This is a genomic window from Bacteroides sp. D20, assembly GCF_003436255.1.
Lineage (GTDB): Bacteria > Bacteroidota > Bacteroidia > Bacteroidales > Bacteroidaceae > Bacteroides > Bacteroides uniformis.
In genome coordinates this window covers 73763-93812 of sequence record NZ_QSOO01000019.1, presented here as the reverse complement: position 1 = coordinate 93812, position 20050 = coordinate 73763, and the positions used below count along the sequence as shown (strand labels likewise).

The following is a 20050-nucleotide window of genomic DNA, read 5'->3' as shown; positions in this document are numbered from 1 at the left end:
GGAAGTATTTTACATCAATTAACTCCCACATGCTTGTTTCTTTACGAAACATTCGTAATTTCGCAAAAAACAATTTATATGAGACACATTCATTTACTCTTAGCAGGCTTCCTACTGTGCATCTGCTGTACCCTGCAAGCCAAAAACCGTGTGATTGACCAACCAGCGTTTATCGTAAGAAACACGACTTCCATCGAAGTGAGTAAAGTAGTCATCAGTGACACGGCAACCGTGCTCCACATCTATGCCAAGTATCGTCCCAAGTACTGGATACAGATTGCACCCGACAGCTACCTGACAGACAATAACGGAGAAACCTACCAACTGCGTTCCGGTATAGGCATCATACCAGGTAAAGAATTTTGGATGCCCGAATCGGGCGAAGCGGAATTCCAGTTGGTCTTTCCTCCCCTATCCGACAATGCTACCTCCTTCGACTTCACCGAAGGCGAAAAGGTGGAAAACGGATTCAGCATCTGGGGAATACAACTGAAAAGCAAGAAACTGCCGGAACTGGCACTTCCCCAGAACGCCGTAGTACACAAAGCCGACCCTAATGCCGAACTTCCCGAACCGGTCATCCAATACGGAAAAGCCATGCTGAAAGGAAAACTCCTGGATTCACGCCCCAATATGGGAATGCCAATCAGTATTGCCGTGTGGGAGAATATCAAAGGAGACATCACGGACATACCACTCGACATCCAGCCTGACGGCAGTTTCACCAAAGAAGTAACATTGCCCGGCACTACCCCATGTACCATATATTTGGGTAGAGAGCATATGCTCCAGTTCTTCATGGAACCCGGCAAGACAACAGAAATATACGTCAATCTACGCGAAGCTTCCCGGCGCAAGTCTAAATTCCACAGCGAAGGGAAACCCTATGGAGAAATGGTATATATCAACGGACCGCTGGAAACCGTGGCACAAGAGTTGAACGGAAACCACCTCGGCATCGACATGCAAGACAAGCTCTATCAAAACATAGCTGCACTGGCTGGCAAGGATATTGATGCAGCCAAAGCATACGTACTTCAAATATCCGACGAAACACAAGAAGCAATAGACAAGTTGCCTTATAGTGCTTCTACCCGACAACTTTTGACTATCAATAACAAACTGATTACAAATGCCATGCTGTCTTCCGTTGCCAGCATCTTGACATCGGCTGCCCTACACGCCAATCTCATCAAACGGGAGGAAGCAAACAACTACTATCAGGAACTTGCCCGGAAAGTACCCGCCAACTACGTGTCCGACGAAGATATGAGTATATTGAATGTGCCGCAGGCAGTCTTGTCCAACCAGTATGTACAAATGGCTTCAAGGAATGTCGAACGGAGTGGAGAATTGGCCAAAGCCTGGGGAACCGACAAAGGTATCTTCTTCGATATAGCCCGTAATGTCACCCTCTACCGGGGTATCAAGAACTTCACCCCGCTCACCGACGAGCAAAAGGCCACCGTTGCCGCCATGCCCGCCGCATACCGTGAAATGCTGACTGCCGCCAATGACGAACTGCTGGCACAACTCGAAGCCAACAAGAAAAAGACGGGCTACACCATCAACCAAGTGGACGCCAACGTCAGCAACGAAGATTTGTTCACTTCTATCATCAGCAAATTCAAAGGAAAAGTATTGTTAGTAGATTTCTGGGCCACTTGGTGCGGTCCATGCCGTATGGCAAACAAGACGATGGCCCCCATGAAGGAGGAACTGAAAGACAAGGATATCCTATATCTGTACATCACCGGCGAAACCTCCCCCTTGAAGACCTGGGAGAATATGATTCCCGACATCCACGGCGAACATTTCCGTCTGACAGATGCCCAATGGAAATACCTATCGGATGCATTCAAGATAGAAGGGGTACCGACTTATCTGATTGTAGACCGCGAAGGAAACACCACGTTCAGACAAACCGGCTTTCCGGGAGTGGAGAAGATGAAGGAAGAGTTGCTGAAAGTGACTAAATGACAAACTGATAAAAAAAAACAGCAGGCTTATCACCTGCTGTTTTTTGTTTTATCAGTATACCGCTATTACTTTTCAGCCCATTCCTTGGCTCCCTGCTCTTTCAGTTTAGCAGTAAATGCCTTTGCCTTCTCCATAGCAGCCGCTTCCTCTTCCGGAGTTGCATATGCATGCTTGTAGCCCTTCACCACATTCCATTCACCACGGGTGAAATCGGGGAATGCCACAGCCGCACAACCGTTGTCCATAGAAAGTTCTCCCAATTCTGCAAGGCAGCACCACTCAGCAAGGTCGTATACATCCATATCCAAAGGAAGACCGTTTTGCAGGCAATATACCAGACGGCTGTCCATCACGAAGTCCATGCCACCATGACCTCCTACTTCCTTCGCCATCTCACCGTACTTCTTTAAAATGGGATGCTGGTATTTCTCCACGAGTGCCTCCATCTCCGTCTCCGGCAGGAAACCGTGTGAATTCAAATCATCCACTTTGGGCTGAACGCCCGATGCACTCAGCTGGTCAGCGTCAAGCGCATACCCTTCTACCGGATATTTGTTGGCGAATCCCTTGGTACCCGTAAGCTGATACAAACGGTTATAAGGCTGTGGTGTCATTACATTGTGCTGAATCTCAATCACCTTTCCATTGGCTGTACGAATCATGGTCGTGGTATGGTCACCGTTACGGAATTCCTTGCACTCCTCGCCGGTTCTTTTTTCTACCAGCTCCTTGCCCACTACAGACTTGGTATCCATGGCTACCAACGTTTCCATACGGTCACCACGGTGAATATCCAGTGCTTGCGCCACCGGGCCAAGGCCATGGGTGGCATACACGTCACCACGATGCTTCATGTTGTAGTCCAAACGCCAGCCCAGCTTGTCATTTTCTCCATTCTTCCAATAATGGTCCCAAAACGGGCTCAAATTATGTATATAAGCACCCTGCGCACGGATAACTTCACCGAACACGCCATGCTGCGCCATGTTCAGCGTATTCATCTCGAACCAGTCATAGCAGCAGTTCTCCAGAATGAAGCAATGCTTACGGGTAGATTCACTCAAGTTAATCAAATCCCAGCATTCCTGCAGATTCATGGCCGAAGGCACTTCTATCGCTACATTCTTTCCATTCTCCAACGCACACTTGGCAACGGGGAAGTGATGCAGCCAGTCTGCAGCAACATAAACCAAATCTATATCATCACGTTTGCAGAGTTCCTCGTATCCTTTGTCACCGGAATAGACGGCGGCCTTGGGCATGGATGCCTTCTTCAAGAGCTCCTGACATTTATCTGCACGGGCCTCTTCATAATCACAAAGAGCCACTACCTGCGTACCCGGAATATAAGTGAAACGCTCCACTGCTCCGGGGCCACGCATACCCAAACCAACAAAACCCACACGGACTGCCTCCAACTTCGGAGTAGTCAGTCCCAATACACTCTTCTGTCCTGCCGGACGCTCGGGAGTTTTGACAACAATGGTACCATTCTGCCATTCCCATTGAGTTCCCTTCTCTGTGGTTTGCACAGTAGAAGTCTGGCTTGTGCATGCACCCAATACGAAGCACATTCCCAGCAACAACGATTTAACTGTTCCCATATTTCTGCTTTATTTAAGGTAAAAGAATTCATTGCAACAAAGACAGCGCAAACCGAATGCAGAATAAAATGAACCCGTTCATTTTTTATGCTGAGGTGCCGCCAGTCTTCGCTTCTTCTGCAAAGATAGACAATCTTAGCCAAAAGAAGATTATCAACAGCCATGTTCTTTTCAATCTGGCAAAAGAATATACACACAGCAGGAACATTTAGATTAATTAACTCACTGTTTTATGTTAACTTACGAAATATTCGTAGATTTGCATTGAATTCATTTAAATACTTTATCCATGGAAAAGTTAACGATACAAGAAGAAGAAGCAATGTTGTACATTTGGGAACTGGGCAGTTGCTTCGTAAAAGACATTGTTGCCAAATATCCCAAACCGGCGCCTCCCTACACAACTGTAGCATCTATTGTGAAAAACCTGGAGCGCAAGCAGTATATCCGTGCCGTACGTGTAGGCAACACTTACCAGTATACCCCGCTTATACGCGAAAGCGAATACAAACGTACCTTTATGAGCGGTTTTGTGCGCAACTACTTTGAAAATTCTTATAAGGAAATGGTTTCGTTCTTCGCCAAAGACCAGAAGATTTCGGCCAATGACCTGAAAGACATTATAGACATGATAGAGAAAGGAAAGGAGTAAACATGTTAGCCTATTTTCTGAAAGTGAATGTAGCGATAGTACTGTTTTATGCATTCTATCGGCTATTCTTCTACAAAGACACGTTTTTCGGCTGGCGCAGAACCGCACTGCTCTGCTTCTTTGCCGTTTCTGCCGCCGTACCTCTGCTGAACATACAAACGTGGATTACGGAGCAGGAACCGATGGTGGCCATGGCAGACCTCTATGCCAGCGTTGTGCTACCGGAACTCACAATAGGCACCGAAGCGGCTCCTACCGACTGGAAAAGCATCCTTTCAGAATATGCCAATATCGCCTATTGGGGAATAGTGGCATTGCTGATGATACGCCTCATCATGCAACTGGCGGGCATCATCCACCTGGCATGCCGATGCCGCAAGGTACAAATAGGCAACACAAATATACATCTGCTTCCCAAAGCAGACGGGCCTTTCTCCTTTTTCCACTGGATTTTTATCCATCCGTCCTCGCATACGGAAGAGGAATTCAACGAAATATTGACCCATGAGCAGACACACGCCCGGCAATGGCACTCCATTGATGTCATCATCAGTGAACTAGTGTGCATTTTTTGCTGGTGCAATCCCTTTGCCTGGCTCATGAAACGGGAAATCCGCACCAATCTGGAATATATGGCCGATGCCCGCGTATTGGAGAACGGCTATGACTCCAAAACCTACCAGTACCATCTGCTAGGATTGTCACATCAAAAGGCTGCAGCAACTATCTATAACAGTTTCAATGTTTTACCTTTAAAAAAACGCATCAAAATGATGAACAAAAAGAGAACAAAAGGAATAGGAAGGACCAAATATCTGATGTTCCTTCCCTTGGCAGCCTTACTTATGATTATCAGCAATATCGAAGCAGTGGCGCGTACCACAAAGAAGATTGCAGCGGAAGTCATAGAGGCCGTAGATCCAAAAACCGAACAACCAGCACCGGAAGTTCAAGACCCTCAAGCAGCTCCCCAACCGGAACAAGACACGAAAGCTGTGACTTACAAAGGAAAGGTAGTGGACAAGGATACTCTCGACAATCCGATTTTCGAGGTAGTGGAACACATGCCCGAATTCACTGGTGGAGGCATGTCTGCACTAATGGAATACTTGAGCAAGAACATCAAATATCCGGAAGCAGCCATGAAGAAAGGTACGCAAGGACGGGTTACCGTGCAATTTGTTGTGGAGAAGGATGGCAGTATTACCAATGTGAAAATATTGCGCGGCATTGACCCGGAATTGGATAAAGAAGCCATTCGCGTCATCAGTGCCATGCCTAAATGGAAACCCGGTACACAACGCGGAGAAGCAGTACGCGTAAGATTTACGGTACCAGTGATGTTCCGCTTGACAGAAGACAAGACCCCGGTGAAGTATGCTCCCATTGAAAACAAGATAGATGAAATGGTGGTAGTGGGTTATGCTCCCGAAGAAGCTACCTACCCGGAAGAGGCAACCGTTTTTGAAGTCGTAGAACAAATGCCCGAATATCCCGGCGGCATGCCCGCAATGATGGAATTCATCGGCAAAAACATCAAATATCCGGTAGCAGCACAGAAAGCTAAGATTCAGGGAAGAGTTACCATACAGTTTATCGTAAATACAGAGGGCAACATCATCAATCCCAGAGTTCTCCGTAGTGCCGACCCTCTGCTGGATGCCGAAGCAATCCGCCTGACTACCATTATGCCTAAGTGGAAGCCCGGCATGCAAAGAGGGCAAGCTGTAAACGTAAAATATACAGTTCCTATCATGTTCCGCCTGCAAGAACCGGAGAAGAGCCCTGCTGTTCAGAATGCCACTGTTACTCCAACTAAATAAACTAATTCTCTCTCTAAACAAGTTTAAATGGAAAAGGAGCAGTTACCCGACGACGGGCAATTGCTCCTTTTCATAAGGAAAACATCCATGTTTATTTATGCACTTCCACAATCCGCGTCGGCGCCATTTCCATATTTCTGCGGTCTACCTGACGGACTACGGCAGCAGCCAGTTGCAGGAAAGCGCGCCCGGTCACCGTATTCTCATCCAAAGCAACCGGAGTCCCCTTATCACCGCTCTCGCAGATACTCTGCACGATAGGAATTTGTCCCAGCAAGGGTACGTTCATTTTCTCAGCCAGTCTCTTTGCGCCTTCTTTTCCAAAGATATAATACTTGTTTTCCGGCAATTCGGCAGGCGTGAACCAAGCCATGTTCTCCACCAAACCGAGAATGGGCACATTCACCTTATCATTGGTAAACATATTGATGCCTTTGCGGGCATCTGCCAGCGCCACAGCCTGCGGCGTGCTGACAACGATAGCTCCTGTCAGTGCCAAAGTCTGCACCACTGTCAAGTGAATGTCGCTCGTTCCGGGAGGAAGGTCGATAAGGAAATAATCCAGTTCTCCCCAATCGGCATCACCAATCAGCTGCTTCAAGGCATTGCTTGCCATACCTCCCCGCCACAAAGTGGCCTGGTCGGGGTCTACAAAGAAACCGATGGAAAGCAACTTGATGCCATACTTCTCTATCGGAACAATCAAGTCACGTCCACCAATGTTCTCTGCCACCGGACGGGCATCTTCCACTTGGAACATCTTTGGAACAGAAGGCCCGAAGATATCAGCATCCAGCAGACCTACTTTATAACCCAACTTTGCCAAAGACACGGCAAGGTTGGCAGCAACCGTGGACTTACCTACCCCACCTTTTCCGGAAGACACTCCGATAACATTCTTCACCTGGGGTAATAGCTTACCCACTTCCGGACGTGCCGCCTGACGGCTTTCAGTCGTAATCACAACCTCCACCTCGGGAGAGACATACGTATGTATAGCTGTCTCGGCAGCCTTCACCATTGACTTCATGAACGGATCAGTCGGTTTCTCGAATGTCAACGAGAAGCTGACCTTCATCCCGTCAATCCGCATGTTATCGGCCACCATCTCAGCCTCAACAAGATTCTTTCCGGTGCCGGGATAACGCACTGTTGCCAATGCATCAAGGATTAATTTTGGATATAATGTCATTGTATGTACTATTTGACGATTTACTATTTACTATTTTTATGCGAATCAGTAGTATTTTTAACCACTGATTCGCATCATTTACTGGTTTGTAGTCCACTACGCTTACTACGGTTATAACTGCGGTACTCATCCAGCTCTATCTCCACATCCGGCTCCTGCAACTCGCCCTCTTGCGGAAGATGGAACTTGATGTACTTGATATTCAAACCACGATCCAGCCATTGTTGTTCATAATAGGTCTTGATGCTGAGTATCTCATCAGCCATGCCGGAGTGGTACAAGTCTTCCGTCATCACATCCACCGGCAGCCGGTTTCTTTCAATCATGTACCGGGTATAGGTAAACATGAAGTTGCTGTCCGTCTTCAGATGGACTATGCCGTCATTCTTCAGGAACTTGCGGTAGCGCTCCATGAAATAAGTGGAAGTAAGCCTTTTGGTCGCCTTCTTCATCTGCGGGTCCGAGAAAGTGAGCCAGATTTCGCTCACCTCATCTGTAGCAAAAAAGCGGTCGATGATTTCGATATTCGTACGCAAGAAAGCAACGTTCTTCATGCCCGACTCCAGCGACTCGGTGGCTCCCGTCCACATGCGGGCACCCTTTATATCCACTCCGATGAAGTTCTTTTCGGGAAACATGCGTCCCAATCCGACAGTATATTCTCCCCTACCACAGCCCAGTTCCAGGACAATGGGATGGTCGTTCTTGAAAAACCGCCCGTGCCAGTTCCCTTTCATGTCAAACGGCACATTATCCACCGCGGAATACGGATACTCGAAAACATGCGGATAACTCGCCATATCGGCAAACTTCTCTAACTTGTTCTTTCCCATTTAAGAAGCATTGAAACATAAAACATATTATTTTAGGCACGGATTACACGGATTTTCACGGTTCCTCTTCAATCTATCCGTGCTTTCCGCGCAATCCGTGCCTAAAAGTATAAAAAACAAAGTCCCGGCAAGTCTTATACGATAGATATTACCATCACCGTATTATTCAACAATCGTCACCCACCCGTGAGTATCCGGCTCGTCACCATACTGGATGGCACGCAGCTTGTTGTAGAGCTTCGTACATACCGGTCCCGGTTTTCCATCCTTGGAAATAACGTATGACTTGCCGTTCTCTACGTCGTCAATACGTTCGATGGGGCTGATAACGGCAGCCGTACCGCAGGCACCCGCTTCCTCGAAAGTCAGCAACTCTTCTTCGGGAACCGGACGGCGCTCCACCTTCATGCCCATATCCTCTGCCAGCTGCATCAGGCTCTTGTTGGTGATGGAGGGCAGGATGGAAGTGGACTTCGGAGTGATATACGTATTGTCCTTGATGCCGAAGAAGTTGGCAGCACCACATTCGTCCATGTATTTCTTTTCCTTGGCATCCAGATAGAACTCACAGGCATAACCCAAATCGTGCGCTTTCTTGTTGGCACGCAAGCTGGCTGCATAGTTACCACCTACTTTATAAATACCGGTACCCAATGGGGCAGCACGGTCGAATTCGCGGATAATGACATACGGATTGGTTGAGAATCCACCCTTAAAGTAAGGACCTACCGGGGTCACGAACACCACAAACAGATATTCGCTGGCAGGATGTACGCCTACTTGCGCACCGGTACCCACCAGCAACGGACGGATATACAGAGAAGCACCCGATTCATAAGGCGGAATGAAACGCTCGTTCAGCTTCACCACCTTCAGAATAGCTTCTTTGAAACGCTCCGTAGAAAGTTCCGGCATCAAGATGCCACGGCAAGTGGATTGCAGGCGGGCTGCATTCTCCTCCAAACGGAAGATACGCACTTTACCGTCTTTGCCACGAAAAGCCTTCAAACCCTCAAACGCTTCCTGACCGTAGTGCAAACAAGTGGCAGCCATGTGCATAGGAATGGTTTCCTCACTGCAAACTTCCAGTTCGCCCCATTGTTCGTTACGATAGTAAATTCTCACATTGTAATCTGTCTTCATATATCCGAACGGCAGATTAGCCCAATCAAGTTCTTTCATATCTCAAAGTATTAGTTACTTCTATTACGTACATTTTGCAACAAAAATAGCTTTTATTCTTCAGATTCCCACTTCTCCGACAGTAATTTTTCAATTTCCTTGTCAGCTTTGGTCAATTTATCGCTGCAAAATGCTATAATTCCGTTTGCTTCCTTTATTTTTTCAGCAAGCACATCTATCTCCAGTTCGTTGTTGTCTATCTGGCTGACAATTTTCTCCAAACGTGCCATGGCTTCGGAGTAGGTCTCTTTTTTCTTGGTTACCGGCATAATTGAAATTAATTAATCGTTGTACTTCTCAAGCCGTTTGTCAGAATTCCCGTCTTTGGGCGATGCGTTCTCCCACTTCATCTCCTTGGACGTCAGTTTCAAAATATGATATTGTTCAGTACAATGTTCCTCTTTATCATACAACTTAATCAATTTTTCATCAAGACTTATGATATAAGTTCCACGAAAAGGGACTCCGTTAGATAACGGGCTTCCGGTATAAACTTCATAGGTCTTGTCTGCATTAAACGTATAGCAGGTCACAAAATCGTCCTGCAGGACTGGTTCTTTCACAATCCACTTACCTACCAGTTGAGGAATTTCGACCTTATCATCCTCATCCGTACATGAAATAAAACTAAATGCCATACTTATCAGTATCAGCATAAAAAACAAATTTTGTGTTTTCATCTTTGTTCATTTTAAATGATTTAAACAATATTCATAAAATGCAGAGATTTGCAAAACACTGCATGAATGAGAGGAGAGTTAAATATGTACTATTGAAACCACTTCACCATTCTGCAGACGGGTTGTTATCATATCATTCTCCTGCAGTTCATCTGCATTCTTCACTACTTTCCCATCTTTCAACGTAATGCTGTAACCGCGGGCCAACAACTTTTCCGGTGAAGCATCTGCCAATCGTTGTTGCAACAATTCCAGGCGATGGCGATGGCGGAACAAAGAGGAAGTCACAGCCTGCACCACATCTTTCCGCACAGTCAGCAAAGCCATTTTTGCATCGGATATACGATGGTATGCGGCAGAAGGAATCCGGTTCTTGTAACCAGAGAGTCTGCGCTGTTCCTGCTGCAACAGATTCCTGACACCCTCATGCAAGCGAGAAGCAAGCATTTCCAGTTCATCAGCAGCGCTGTCCATGGACTCTATTAAGAATTCGGCAGCCGCCGTAGGGGTCTTTACACGGGTATGTGCCACAGAATCCAGCACCGTGTCATCCCGCTCGTGACCGATGCCCGTTATGACAGGCAACGGAAACTGTGCACAAGCAGCAGCAAGCAGATAAGTATCGAAACCGGATAAGTCGGACGTGGCGCCTCCACCGCGAATAATGACAACCACATCAAACTCGGACAAGCGTGCATTTACCCGGTCGAGAGCAGAGAGGACAGACTCCTCCACACGGTCGCCCTGCATCAGGGCAGGAAACAGTTCCGTATAAAAGTAGAAACCCCGGGAATTGTTTTCCAGCTGATGACAGAAGTCACCATAGCCCGCCGCCGTCGGTGAGGATATGACGGCAATACGTTGCGGCAGGCGGGGCATATCCAGTTCTTTATTAAGAGTGAGCACCCCCTCTTCCTCGAGCTGTTTCAGTATCTCCCTGCGGCGGCGTGCCATATCGCCCAAGGTATAGGTGGGGTCTATGTCCTGCACCGTAAGGCTATAGCCGTAAAGTTCGTGGAAGCTGACGGTGACCTGCACCAGCACTTTGATGCCCGCAACAAACGCCTGCCCCGTGGCTTCCTCAAAATAGGGCTTCAGCAGGCGGAACACATTTGCCCAGATTGTTCCTCTCGCCTTAGCTATCAGGCTGTTGCTGCGAGGGTCTTTCTGCACAAATTCCAGATAGCAATGCCCCGTACTGTTGGTACGCACATCGCTCAACTCCGCCTGCACCCAACACTCGTCAGGAAGGCATTGTTCCAGACTGCGGCGCACAAGGGCGTTGAGCTCATACAAAGACAACGATTCCATATGGCTATCTTTTGAGCAGATAATCCTGATATGCTTTCCACATATCGGGCACGCCATAACCGTAGATGTTATCGGGAAAATCGGCACGGTCACCGGAACGGCGCACCAATTCCATCACTTCTTTTGCCGTAAGTTCGGGGCAAGCCTGCCACAAGCAGGCCACCATGCCGCACATAATGGGTGAGGCAAAAGAGGTACCGTTCGCCCTTCCCTGGTTGCCGTCCGTGCGTATCACGTCGGCACCCAGCCCGACGGCTACAATATCCGGCTTTATCCGATGGTCTGCCGTATTCCCTACAGACGAGAAAGGAGCCAGGACAGCCTCCTTGTCGACAGCGCCCACCGTCAACACATTCCCGGCATCGCCCGGAGGCGTAATCTTCTTCCAAGAACCGGCGCCCGAATTTCCGGCACTGCATACCAATACCATGCCCTTATCGGCTATGCGCGATGCCTGACGTGACATCAGCGCATGGTGCCCATCCAGATTGCGGAGCTTATAATTCTTGGATTTATCATCGAAAGCGTAATATCCCAATGAAGTATTGAGTACATCCACTCCCACGCTATCGGCATATTCCACAGCCGCAGCCCAGTAGTCCTGCTCTACCAGATGCTCGGAGTATTCGTCTTCGCTGCGCAGCAACCAGAAAGAAGCTTCGGGAGCCGTACCGGTCATGACACCGGGGCGGTTCATGGCGATGCACGAGAGCACCGCCATGCCGTGGCTGCTTTCGGCAAATATATCCGATTGGGGGTTCACAAAATCCTTCGTACCCAGGATGCGGATATTCTGCATGGCGGTTATCTTGTCGGCATTGTGGAAGCCCGCGTCGATAACGGCAATCGTCATTCCTTGTCCCTTGAAGCCTTCTTCGTGCAGCTTATCGCCATTGCTCAGCCGTATCTGGTCGACAGCCAGTCCATAAATGCTGTCGGGATGCACGCTCGGGCGGTTTATCAGAGAGTCGCGCTCCGTTGCCATGAACGGCCCGTCACCTCCGGGAGCTATCCATACCTTTTCCGTCTCCCGGACAAAAGGCAGAGCGGCAATGCGCTCCACCAATGCAGAGTCGTTGCAGGACACTGTAACAAAATTCTCCCACTTGCCGGTAACGACAATCTTCACGCCTTGCCTGCGAATCTCATCCACATACTTACGGCATACCGGAAGGTCTGTCGAGTCTATCGGAAGGTTCTGCTTGCGGCGGCGCTCAATCGCCTTTTCAGAAAGGAACGCTTCCGGATGTTCCAGCGAATACGTGGTGGCAGCCTTGTCCTTCAGGCTGATGCGATACTTCAAAGTGTCTTGCCGGGCCGATGCGCCTACAGCAGCCAAGATGAAAAGTAGAAGGAAAAAGAGTTTTCTCATATATCTGTGTTTTTATTATTTTCTGCAATATACATCCCGATGCCCCGTTGGGAAGCGATGAATGAGCCGCCAACCACACGCCGGCCGACGTAGAACACGGCAGACTGTCCCGGAGCAATGGCAGAAGCCTCCGACAAGAAGCGCACCAGCAGACGCCCGTCCTCCAGGCGCTTCACGGTGCAAGGGATGGGTTTGCTGCGGTAGCGGATGCGCACGGTAAGCTCTTCACTGCCAAAGAATTCCGCCTCGTCAATCAGGTTTTCCTCTTCGGCAAGCATGTATCCGGCTTTCAACTGCTCCGCATCGCCCAGCATCACGGTGTTCTTCTGCGGATTGATTTTCAGCACGTAGGCAGGTTTGCCCAAAGCAATCTCCAGCCCCTTCCTCTGCCCGATGGTGTAGTAAGGGAATCCTTTGTGCCCGCCCAGCTTGACGCCTTCCGAATTGACAAACCATCCCGGCCCCACCTCGCTGTCTATCTCCGGAGAGTGCTCGCGCAAGAAGTCGCGGTAGTCGCCCTTGATGAAGCAGACTTCCATACTTTCCCCTTCTTCCGCCTTGAGCGTATATCCTTTATCACGAAGATACCCGCGGACCTGCATCTTGGTGAACGCCCCCAGCGGGAAGATGCACCGCTTCAACACCTCCTGCCCCAGCCGCCAGAGGAAATAGGACTGGTCTTTCTTGTCGTCATCTCCGGCAACGATGTAAGTCTTCCCGTTCCGCTCCTCCAGACGGGTGTAGTGCCCGGTAGCGACGAACGCACAGCCCAGCCTGTCCGCCCACTCCGTCAGGATGCGGAACTTGAACAATGGATTGCACATCACACAAGGATTGGGAGTACGCCCCCGGCGATACTCATCAATAAAGTTCCGAACGATAATCCGGCGGAAAGCATCGCGCTCATCCGCCACATAGTGCTCAATTCCCATACTGTCGGCAAGGCTGCGGGCTTCCACCGGTTCGTCTCCCCACACCCACATGGTGAGACCGATTATCTCATAGCCCTGCTCCCTCAGCATCAGACAAGTGGCGGTACTGTCTATACCTCCGCTCATGCCGACCAATACTCGCTTCCCGGGTTTGTTCATATTCTGCAATTCATTTATATAGTCTGCAAAAGTACGCGTTTTCAAGCAGAATACACAGCTTTTTCGCTAAAGAGAAATGTATTTTCATCCTCCATCTCCTTCACCTTCTCCCTCAATCTTCCTATTCATCGGCTTTTGCGGTGAAACTCCTTTCCTTCGCGCTACCTCGCCCCGCAGGTGCTCCCGCATCTTCTTATCGACTGCGTACCGGTCTTTCACTGCACATTCCCTCCCCTCGGCATAACCATGTATGAATCAGCAGACAAGCACTGCAAAGACAGTGCATCCATTTTGCAGTAGCACTGCAACCGTATTTGCAGTGACGCTGCAACTGTTATGCAGTGACACTGCAACCCTTTTGCAGTGACGCTGCAACCGTTGTGCAGTGATGTTGCAGAAGTGAGGGAGTGAGGCTGATGAAGGGAGAAAGTGTCGCCGCGCCTTTACCGCAGTGAAGCCGGCAGCTGTCAATTGACGGCTGCCGAACCTTCAACGGGAAAGCGGACACAGAGTAAAAGCAGTTTCATCGCAAAAACCGATGAACGGGAAAGATTGGAGGGGGATTACTTCCTCAGCAGAACCGAGACAGTCTTCGCTCTGAAATAATCTTCGGACATGTAGAGCAGCCCTGCGTAGGCGCCATATCTTCCGTACGAATTCTTCAAGAGATAGTAGAAGCGTCCCGCCTCATCGTGCGCCGTGCCGATGAGGTGCATCATGTGGTCGTCTGTGGTAAGGAAACGCTCGAACTCATGTTGCCGCATCTCCTGTGTCACCGGATGCTGCGTCCAAAGAGCCATTCCCTGACGCGGACTGAAAGTATCTTCGCTCACATCTCCATGCCAAGCCACCGTCTTGCCGGCAGACAGCGCACGGCGCACCACCTGCTCCAACTCGTCCAGCGGAAGGTTGAAATAGCACTGATGCTCCCAGTTGTCCGGTACTTCCAATATAAAAGGGGTATAAAAAGGATGATGCGTGAAGCTCGTCAACTGCACATAATCCTCCGCCTTGAAGCGAAGCGAGTCGGCAAACGAACGGGCGGTATAGCTCCTGCCACGGTAGAGAAACGAATCGGGCACCGCCCCCATCTGCTCGTCCAGCAGGGCTACAGCGCGTTTCCTGTAGCCGGGGAGGTCGCAATGCTTCACGGCCTCCTCCGCCAGCTTCTTCAGTTGTTTCAGCAAAGCCCCGTGGTCATGCCTTTTGCTTCCCTGCCGTCGCCCCCGATATGCTTCCAACGGCAGCACACCGTCTTCCTCCAGCACACGGAGGAAAGAATGTCCCAGTCCGCCATTCCTGATTTCTTCCCTGCCGCAAGAGTAATAGTAGGCATCAAGCTGATTCAAGTATTTCTGCCTGACCATGTACATAGGCGACAGGCGCACGGTATCTCCGGGATGCCCCGCCAGCCAGTCAGACTCCAACAGAGAGGCCGAAGCATAAGTCCAGCAGGTAGAAGTGCGGCCCTGGTTCAGCGCCGGCGTATGGGCACACACTGCATCCGGTACGAAAACATGCGCCTCCAACCTCTTTTCCGTACGTGAACAGGCGGACAGAGCGAGGGAAAGGCATAAGAGGGGAAGTAATTTATTCATATGCAATCTATTAAATACAAAATTATTATTTCTTGTCTTGCCCTGCAAATATATTCATAATGAAATTAAAACTCAACCTATTCCGTACGCGTAATGCAAACCATTACGGAATATTGTAAAGAGCAACCATCTCTTTTGCTATATCACCCAACCGGCTACGCAACAATGAAGGCTGCAAAACCTCCACATCTGCCCCGTGCGAAAGCAACTCCTGCACAAAATCATACGTTGGCCGTATTCGGTATTCGTAAACGGTATGTCCTTCCGTAACTTCTACCGTACGTTGGGAATGATGCAATGGCAAGGCATCAAAATACTTGTCCTGAGGAGCGTAGACCTTCAACTGCACAGTCTCTATCCCTATATCATCATCTGCTACAATGCCAAAGCAGGCATCAAAATAAGACTGAGGATTGAATTCTTCCGGATAGTAAAACGTTTTCTCCGACACCTCCAAATCAAGAATACGGTCAAGCGAATAAATCATCACGCGATTATAATGCGGACTGCGTGCCACCACATACCAGCGCTGCCGGAACAATTTCAGACAATAAGGTTCTATTTCAAAGTTAGCAGGTACCTGTTGCCGAAAACTCTGATAGTCCACCTCAACAATCATACCGTCGCGCATCGCTTCAATCAGCGGAATCAGATACCGCTTTCCAGAAGGAACTTCTTCAAGCAAAATACGTGATTTTAGCTTACGGCTTTCAACTATCAGGTTGTCTACCGCAAACGAATTCAACAGCCACTTGCGCACACAACCTTTTTCCAATTCTTCTGTATCCTCTATATAATAGCAATAACCTCCACGCTTGATGCATTCAATATTGATGTCAAACAGCTCTTCTATCGCATCCCGATGATGATGAAAAGTACGGAGTGAAAGAGTTTCTCCACCACTTAGTTCCGAACGAAGCCAGCGAGCGTTGATTTCCTCGAATGTAATCTTACCCGCACGATGAATGGTCTCCAAGAGCCAAACATAACGACTAAAAAGTTCCTTACCCATATTGTTTTAACTTATAATTATTTATAGCCAAGTCTCAATCCTCAATTATCTTATACCAGAGTTCTGCCGCCAAATGGCATAATCCCTACCTACCTTTGCCGTAATCAAACCAATTCTAAAAACAACAGACCATGGACGTATACTCAAAAGAAACCTTTGAACTCATCCAATCAGAACGAGACACTGCCCGAAAACGGCACATACTGACAGCCATCGAGATGGAACTAAAACGAATTATCCCCACCACAACCATCCCGGGCCACCATTGCACTTATCCGCGTTTAGACAAAATCCAAGATAGAGAGACTTTGGATAGAATAGAATACCTCTTACACACAAGAAGCTATCTGCTGAACCAAATGTTCCTATGCAACCAGGCCGAAAAAGAACGTTTCAAACAAATCAATGAACTGCTTCTCGGACTGACCAGGCAAATGTATGCCCACACTGCTAATCTATATCGAGCCATGCACCAATCACTGAAAGACGAAACTTTTGATGATGATTGTGAGATTGAAGGTCGATTGCTGTTTAGCCACAACGGAAGCGAGTCCGTACTTGTTCTGGAAGAAGATATGTTCTATTCTTCGGACTTCAACCGCATAATCAAACTCATCGATACACTGCTCGATAAAAAAGGGCTTGCCGAGATAGAAAGTTGTTCCATTTCAAATGGCATCGACAATATACCGGATGTAACTGACAAAGCACTCGGTTTAACCGATGAACTCGATGACGAAACAAGCTGGGCAGAAGGCTGCTTGAGCAGGTCTGAACTGGAAGACATCTGCATTTGCCATGCAGTACACGACATTTGCACCCATAAGCCCTACTCTATCCCCGACCTATTGCGGATGAATGATTTCTGGGTGGAAGCCGAAGTGACATTCCAGCACTTTGCTTCCCAAACCAACGAGTAACGTCCAAACCCCTTATCTGCATCATCTTTTTCAGACATCAATAAGACAAGCTGTAAAAACATGCTGTTTGAAAAAACTGTTCCTACAATGTCTGAAAAAGATTTTGATTCCATCCACACTATCTTGGTCAGCGAATGGCGGCAAATGTATCAGCCAAGCTCCCTGCCATCTCTTCGATGTTGGTTCCTAAATAGGAATAACGCCGGGGATGGGAAGTCCATATCACCTTGGTAGAGTAGCCGGGCAAGGTATATACAGCCTGTAGCTTGTCCTTGTAATACACTTTCTGCCACTCAAAGTCCATACCCTCGAATACATCGTCACGTTCTTCCCAATTGAAAATGAAGATAAAATCCGGGTGGTAGGCTTCTATCACCGACTTCAATTTCTCAAAAGGGCGACCGGCTTCCCGGATTTGACAATAACCGTCCAAAGAAGTTATCGCTTCCCAATACCCTTCTTTCGATAAGCTGGTCTGCTGCTCTATGGCATTGATGTTTCCGTAACCAATCTCTTCGAGTATCACTTTGTCTGCGGCACTTATCTGCATTATGTCTTCAGTGTATCTGCCCGTGCGTATCAGTAGATGCAGTTTGGCAACCATTGTCCAAAAGGAACCGGCGTTATTTTTCCATCCCAACATTTTTTCAACATCTACACATGCCGCGTTTTTCCCCAGATAGTCTTCCAAAACATGATTCGTAAAAGCTTCGAAAAGTTCTTCTTGCTCCACCCAATAATAAGTATCCCTGCCCATATAGAATATTTTCACATCGGCATCGTTATATCGGGGCATCGTATAGGGCACAAATGGTCCCCATGGATACCCACAAGTATACAACGGTTGTGTCTTCTCGCAAAAAGCCTGCAAAAAAGGCTTGAAGTAATCTGTGTTAATACAGTTCATATCTTTAGCTTTTTAAGGTTGGCACAAAAAAATATACCGGTCAATCAAGTGCCGCGAAATCAAAATCCCCTCTGTTGCAACAAGCTTTCTCATAATCGAAGCTGTAGAGACGCATATAAGCCTCCTTCAGTTCTTTTGCACAATTACTGAAAGGATCCGACATATTGATTTTAGTCGTAACAATCACTTCCATCTCCGGTGTCAATACCAGACCATTTACTTTTTTAAGTCTCTTGGGCTTTACTTTAAATACTCTTGACATAATTACATTGTTCTCTAAATTCACCTACTCTTCTCGGTTTTCGGCATTTCCGGCTGTCATAACAAAAGAAAAAGGACACAGCACTCACTTTTTCCTATTTCTCCGGTTAGGTTCTGGTAAACCTTGAAATCAAAATAAGTAAAAGCAGCCTGTGCCCTTCGTGAGGGTACAAACCAACTTAGACCTATTGTTCTTGATTTCATGTTTAATTTACCAGATTTAACCGAATCGAACAATTGTCCGCAAGTTTGCAATATGTCTTGCCCGAAGGCTATTATTATCGTTTACATTCCAAAAAATCTTTTATTCAACACAAAGCTATAAAAACTTTTCCAAAATGCAAGCAGTAATCCCCAACATACCATGCAGACTACTTTTACTTTACCGCAAAAGTAGCTGCCGGATATGCCAAACAGTTGCATATCATCGCTTAAATGCAAGGCACTTCCGCCACAATTCCTAAACAGAAATTTATGTATCGGCATGAAAAGTTGCCTTACCATTCTCACTGCTGTATCTTACAGTATTACCGTCTCTACCCGATAATCCACTTACTGCCCGGTATCAACGAGATGAGCTTGGTTGCCACGAAACAACTGATAAACGTACATACCGCTATAACCGGAATGGCAGCCACGGTGGGCAATCCCAATGTAGACTTAAACACCGACACCCACAAGCCAAGCCAGAATATGTGCATAAGGAACATGCCGTAGCTGAGTCTCGACATTTCGGCAATGAAGCGCGGAGGTTGCGGAATGCTGATGCAACTGAACAGCAGAAACGTGCCTGCCGTCAACGCCACGCAATTAAGGGTGCAGAAAGCCCATCCCACCTCAATGACCGGCGTAGAATGAACCACTCCCGGAACAGCCTGGACATAGAACGACCATATGGTAGCCACCGCCCCGACCAGCATAAGCAGGAAACCGACCCACAGACGCAAGGAACGCCCCCAAGTAAGATGCACGCGGATATAATGTGCCAGCACAAGGTAGCCCAAATAACCCGAGAAATACCATAGCATGTGATATTCGTTCCAGAAGCACTGTCCCCACACCTCACCAAACCAACGGTTGAGGAAAGGTATGCAAGTAGAAACCAGGAACAGTCCGATGAAGAAACGTTCTTCTTTCGCCGAAACCTTCTCCAGCCACGGTGAGATGACCGGGATGAACAGGTAAAGGCCTATCAACGGATACATGAACCAGAAGTGTCCGGCAAGCATAGGAAAGTTCAGCCAGATGCGTGAAAGGTCGTTCATAGACTGTTCGCCGTCTATCTGTCCCCACAACATGGGCAACGTGCTGTACAGCACCATGAAAAAGATGAACGGCGGCATGATGCGCAGGAAACGTTTGCGGTAAAACTCCCAACAGCTTTGTCCCTTCTTCATAGGCGCAAGCAGGTAAGCCGAAACAATCATAAACAGAGGCACAGACATACGTGAGAAGCCATCGTAAATAGATACCCATAACCTATCGGCCTCGTTCTGAAGGAAAGCCTGCGGTCCCACCATGTCCGTATAACCTACAGCTCCATAATAATTCTCGCTGGCATGAACCAGCATGACCAAGAAGCACGCAAACACGCGCACATAATCCAAAAAAGCAATACGTTTCATTTTATTT

General features: G+C 48.0%; 19 protein-coding genes. 4 read left to right on the top strand and 15 right to left on the bottom strand.

All coding sequences use genetic code 11. The features are described 5' to 3' along the window. Positions 1-78: 78 nt before the first annotated feature. Positions 79-1980, top strand: a complete 1902-nt coding sequence (locus DXD78_RS17560) for a TlpA disulfide reductase family protein (RefSeq protein WP_009037850.1) — start codon at positions 79-81, stop codon at positions 1978-1980. A 65-nt stretch (positions 1981-2045) separates the two neighbouring features. On the opposite strand, the gene DXD78_RS17555 is transcribed toward DXD78_RS17560, so the two are convergent. Then, positions 2046-3584, bottom strand: a complete 1539-nt coding sequence (locus DXD78_RS17555; RefSeq protein ID WP_009037849.1) for a Gfo/Idh/MocA family protein — start codon at positions 3582-3584, stop codon at positions 2046-2048. A gap of 289 nt (positions 3585-3873) precedes the next feature. Here DXD78_RS17555 and DXD78_RS17550 point away from each other — a divergent pair, with 289 nt between their 5' ends. Continuing rightward, positions 3874-4236 (top strand): BlaI/MecI/CopY family transcriptional regulator, encoded by a 363-nt coding sequence (locus DXD78_RS17550; protein WP_009037848.1) that lies wholly within the window; start codon positions 3874-3876, stop codon positions 4234-4236. 2 nt (positions 4237-4238) lie between these two features. Further along, a complete protein-coding gene (locus DXD78_RS17545; RefSeq protein ID WP_009037847.1) occupies positions 4239-6059 on the top strand; it encodes a M56 family metallopeptidase in 1821 nt (606 codons plus the stop codon). A gap of 91 nt (positions 6060-6150) precedes the next feature. Here the strand turns inward: DXD78_RS17545 and DXD78_RS17540 are convergent, their stop codons facing one another. The 11 genes from DXD78_RS17540 to DXD78_RS17495 all read right to left on the bottom strand — a co-directional run bounded on the left by DXD78_RS17540 (position 6151) and on the right by DXD78_RS17495 (position 16330). Beyond that, positions 6151-7251, bottom strand: a complete 1101-nt coding sequence (locus DXD78_RS17540) for an Mrp/NBP35 family ATP-binding protein (RefSeq protein ID WP_005829749.1) — start codon at positions 7249-7251, stop codon at positions 6151-6153. 74 nt (positions 7252-7325) lie between these two features. Next, on the bottom strand, positions 7326-8084 hold the full coding sequence (gene trmB / locus DXD78_RS17535; RefSeq protein WP_009037846.1) for a tRNA (guanosine(46)-N7)-methyltransferase TrmB: 759 nt from the start codon (positions 8082-8084) through the stop codon (positions 7326-7328). A gap of 162 nt (positions 8085-8246) precedes the next feature. Continuing rightward, the gene (locus tag DXD78_RS17530; RefSeq protein WP_005833410.1) at positions 8247-9266 is read right to left on the bottom strand and encodes a branched-chain amino acid aminotransferase; all 1020 of its coding nucleotides are present in this window, start codon (positions 9264-9266) and stop codon (positions 8247-8249) included. Positions 9267-9319: 53 nt separating this feature from the next. Continuing rightward, entirely contained in the window at positions 9320-9535 is a 216-nt protein-coding gene (xseB, locus tag DXD78_RS17525; RefSeq protein ID WP_005829741.1) for an exodeoxyribonuclease VII small subunit, read from the bottom strand. 12 nt (positions 9536-9547) lie between these two features. Continuing rightward, positions 9548-9946 (bottom strand): lipocalin family protein, encoded by a 399-nt coding sequence (locus tag DXD78_RS17520; protein ID WP_005829739.1) that lies wholly within the window; start codon positions 9944-9946, stop codon positions 9548-9550. 78 nt (positions 9947-10024) lie between these two features. Beyond that, complete coding sequence (gene xseA / locus DXD78_RS17515) at positions 10025-11257, bottom strand: exodeoxyribonuclease VII large subunit (protein WP_005829738.1); 1233 nt, start codon at positions 11255-11257, stop codon at positions 10025-10027. 4 nt (positions 11258-11261) lie between these two features. Next, entirely contained in the window at positions 11262-12110 is an 849-nt protein-coding gene (locus tag DXD78_RS21520; protein WP_227239148.1) for a S8 family serine peptidase, read from the bottom strand. A 155-nt stretch (positions 12111-12265) separates the two neighbouring features. After that, on the bottom strand, positions 12266-12310 hold the full coding sequence (locus tag DXD78_RS21515; protein WP_366244142.1) for a hypothetical protein: 45 nt from the start codon (positions 12308-12310) through the stop codon (positions 12266-12268). Positions 12311-12625: 315 nt separating this feature from the next. Next, complete coding sequence (mnmA, locus tag DXD78_RS17505; protein ID WP_005829733.1) at positions 12626-13720, bottom strand: tRNA 2-thiouridine(34) synthase MnmA; 1095 nt, start codon at positions 13718-13720, stop codon at positions 12626-12628. A 563-nt stretch (positions 13721-14283) separates the two neighbouring features. Beyond that, positions 14284-15318: a C1 family peptidase gene (locus DXD78_RS17500; RefSeq protein ID WP_005829726.1), complete on the bottom strand. Its 1035-nt coding sequence runs from the start codon at positions 15316-15318 to the stop codon at positions 14284-14286. 103 nt (positions 15319-15421) lie between these two features. Next, positions 15422-16330 carry a YafY family protein gene (locus DXD78_RS17495; RefSeq protein ID WP_005829725.1) on the bottom strand — a complete coding sequence of 303 codons (909 nt, stop codon included), beginning with the start codon at positions 16328-16330 and terminating at the stop codon, positions 15422-15424. A 131-nt stretch (positions 16331-16461) separates the two neighbouring features. Here DXD78_RS17495 and DXD78_RS17490 point away from each other — a divergent pair, with 131 nt between their 5' ends. Continuing rightward, on the top strand, positions 16462-17250 hold the full coding sequence (locus DXD78_RS17490; RefSeq protein ID WP_005829722.1) for a hypothetical protein: 789 nt from the start codon (positions 16462-16464) through the stop codon (positions 17248-17250). Positions 17251-17377: 127 nt separating this feature from the next. On the opposite strand, the gene DXD78_RS17485 is transcribed toward DXD78_RS17490, so the two are convergent. The 3 genes from DXD78_RS17485 to DXD78_RS17475 form a co-directional block, all read right to left on the bottom strand. Then, positions 17378-18157 (bottom strand): hypothetical protein, encoded by a 780-nt coding sequence (locus DXD78_RS17485; RefSeq protein WP_005829720.1) that lies wholly within the window; start codon positions 18155-18157, stop codon positions 17378-17380. Positions 18158-18197: 40 nt separating this feature from the next. Next, a complete protein-coding gene (locus DXD78_RS17480) occupies positions 18198-18419 on the bottom strand; it encodes a DUF6140 family protein (protein ID WP_005829718.1) in 222 nt (73 codons plus the stop codon). Between the two features lie 535 nt (positions 18420-18954). Further along, complete coding sequence (locus DXD78_RS17475; RefSeq protein WP_009037844.1) at positions 18955-20043, bottom strand: acyltransferase; 1089 nt, start codon at positions 20041-20043, stop codon at positions 18955-18957. Positions 20044-20050: the final 7 nt, after the last annotated feature.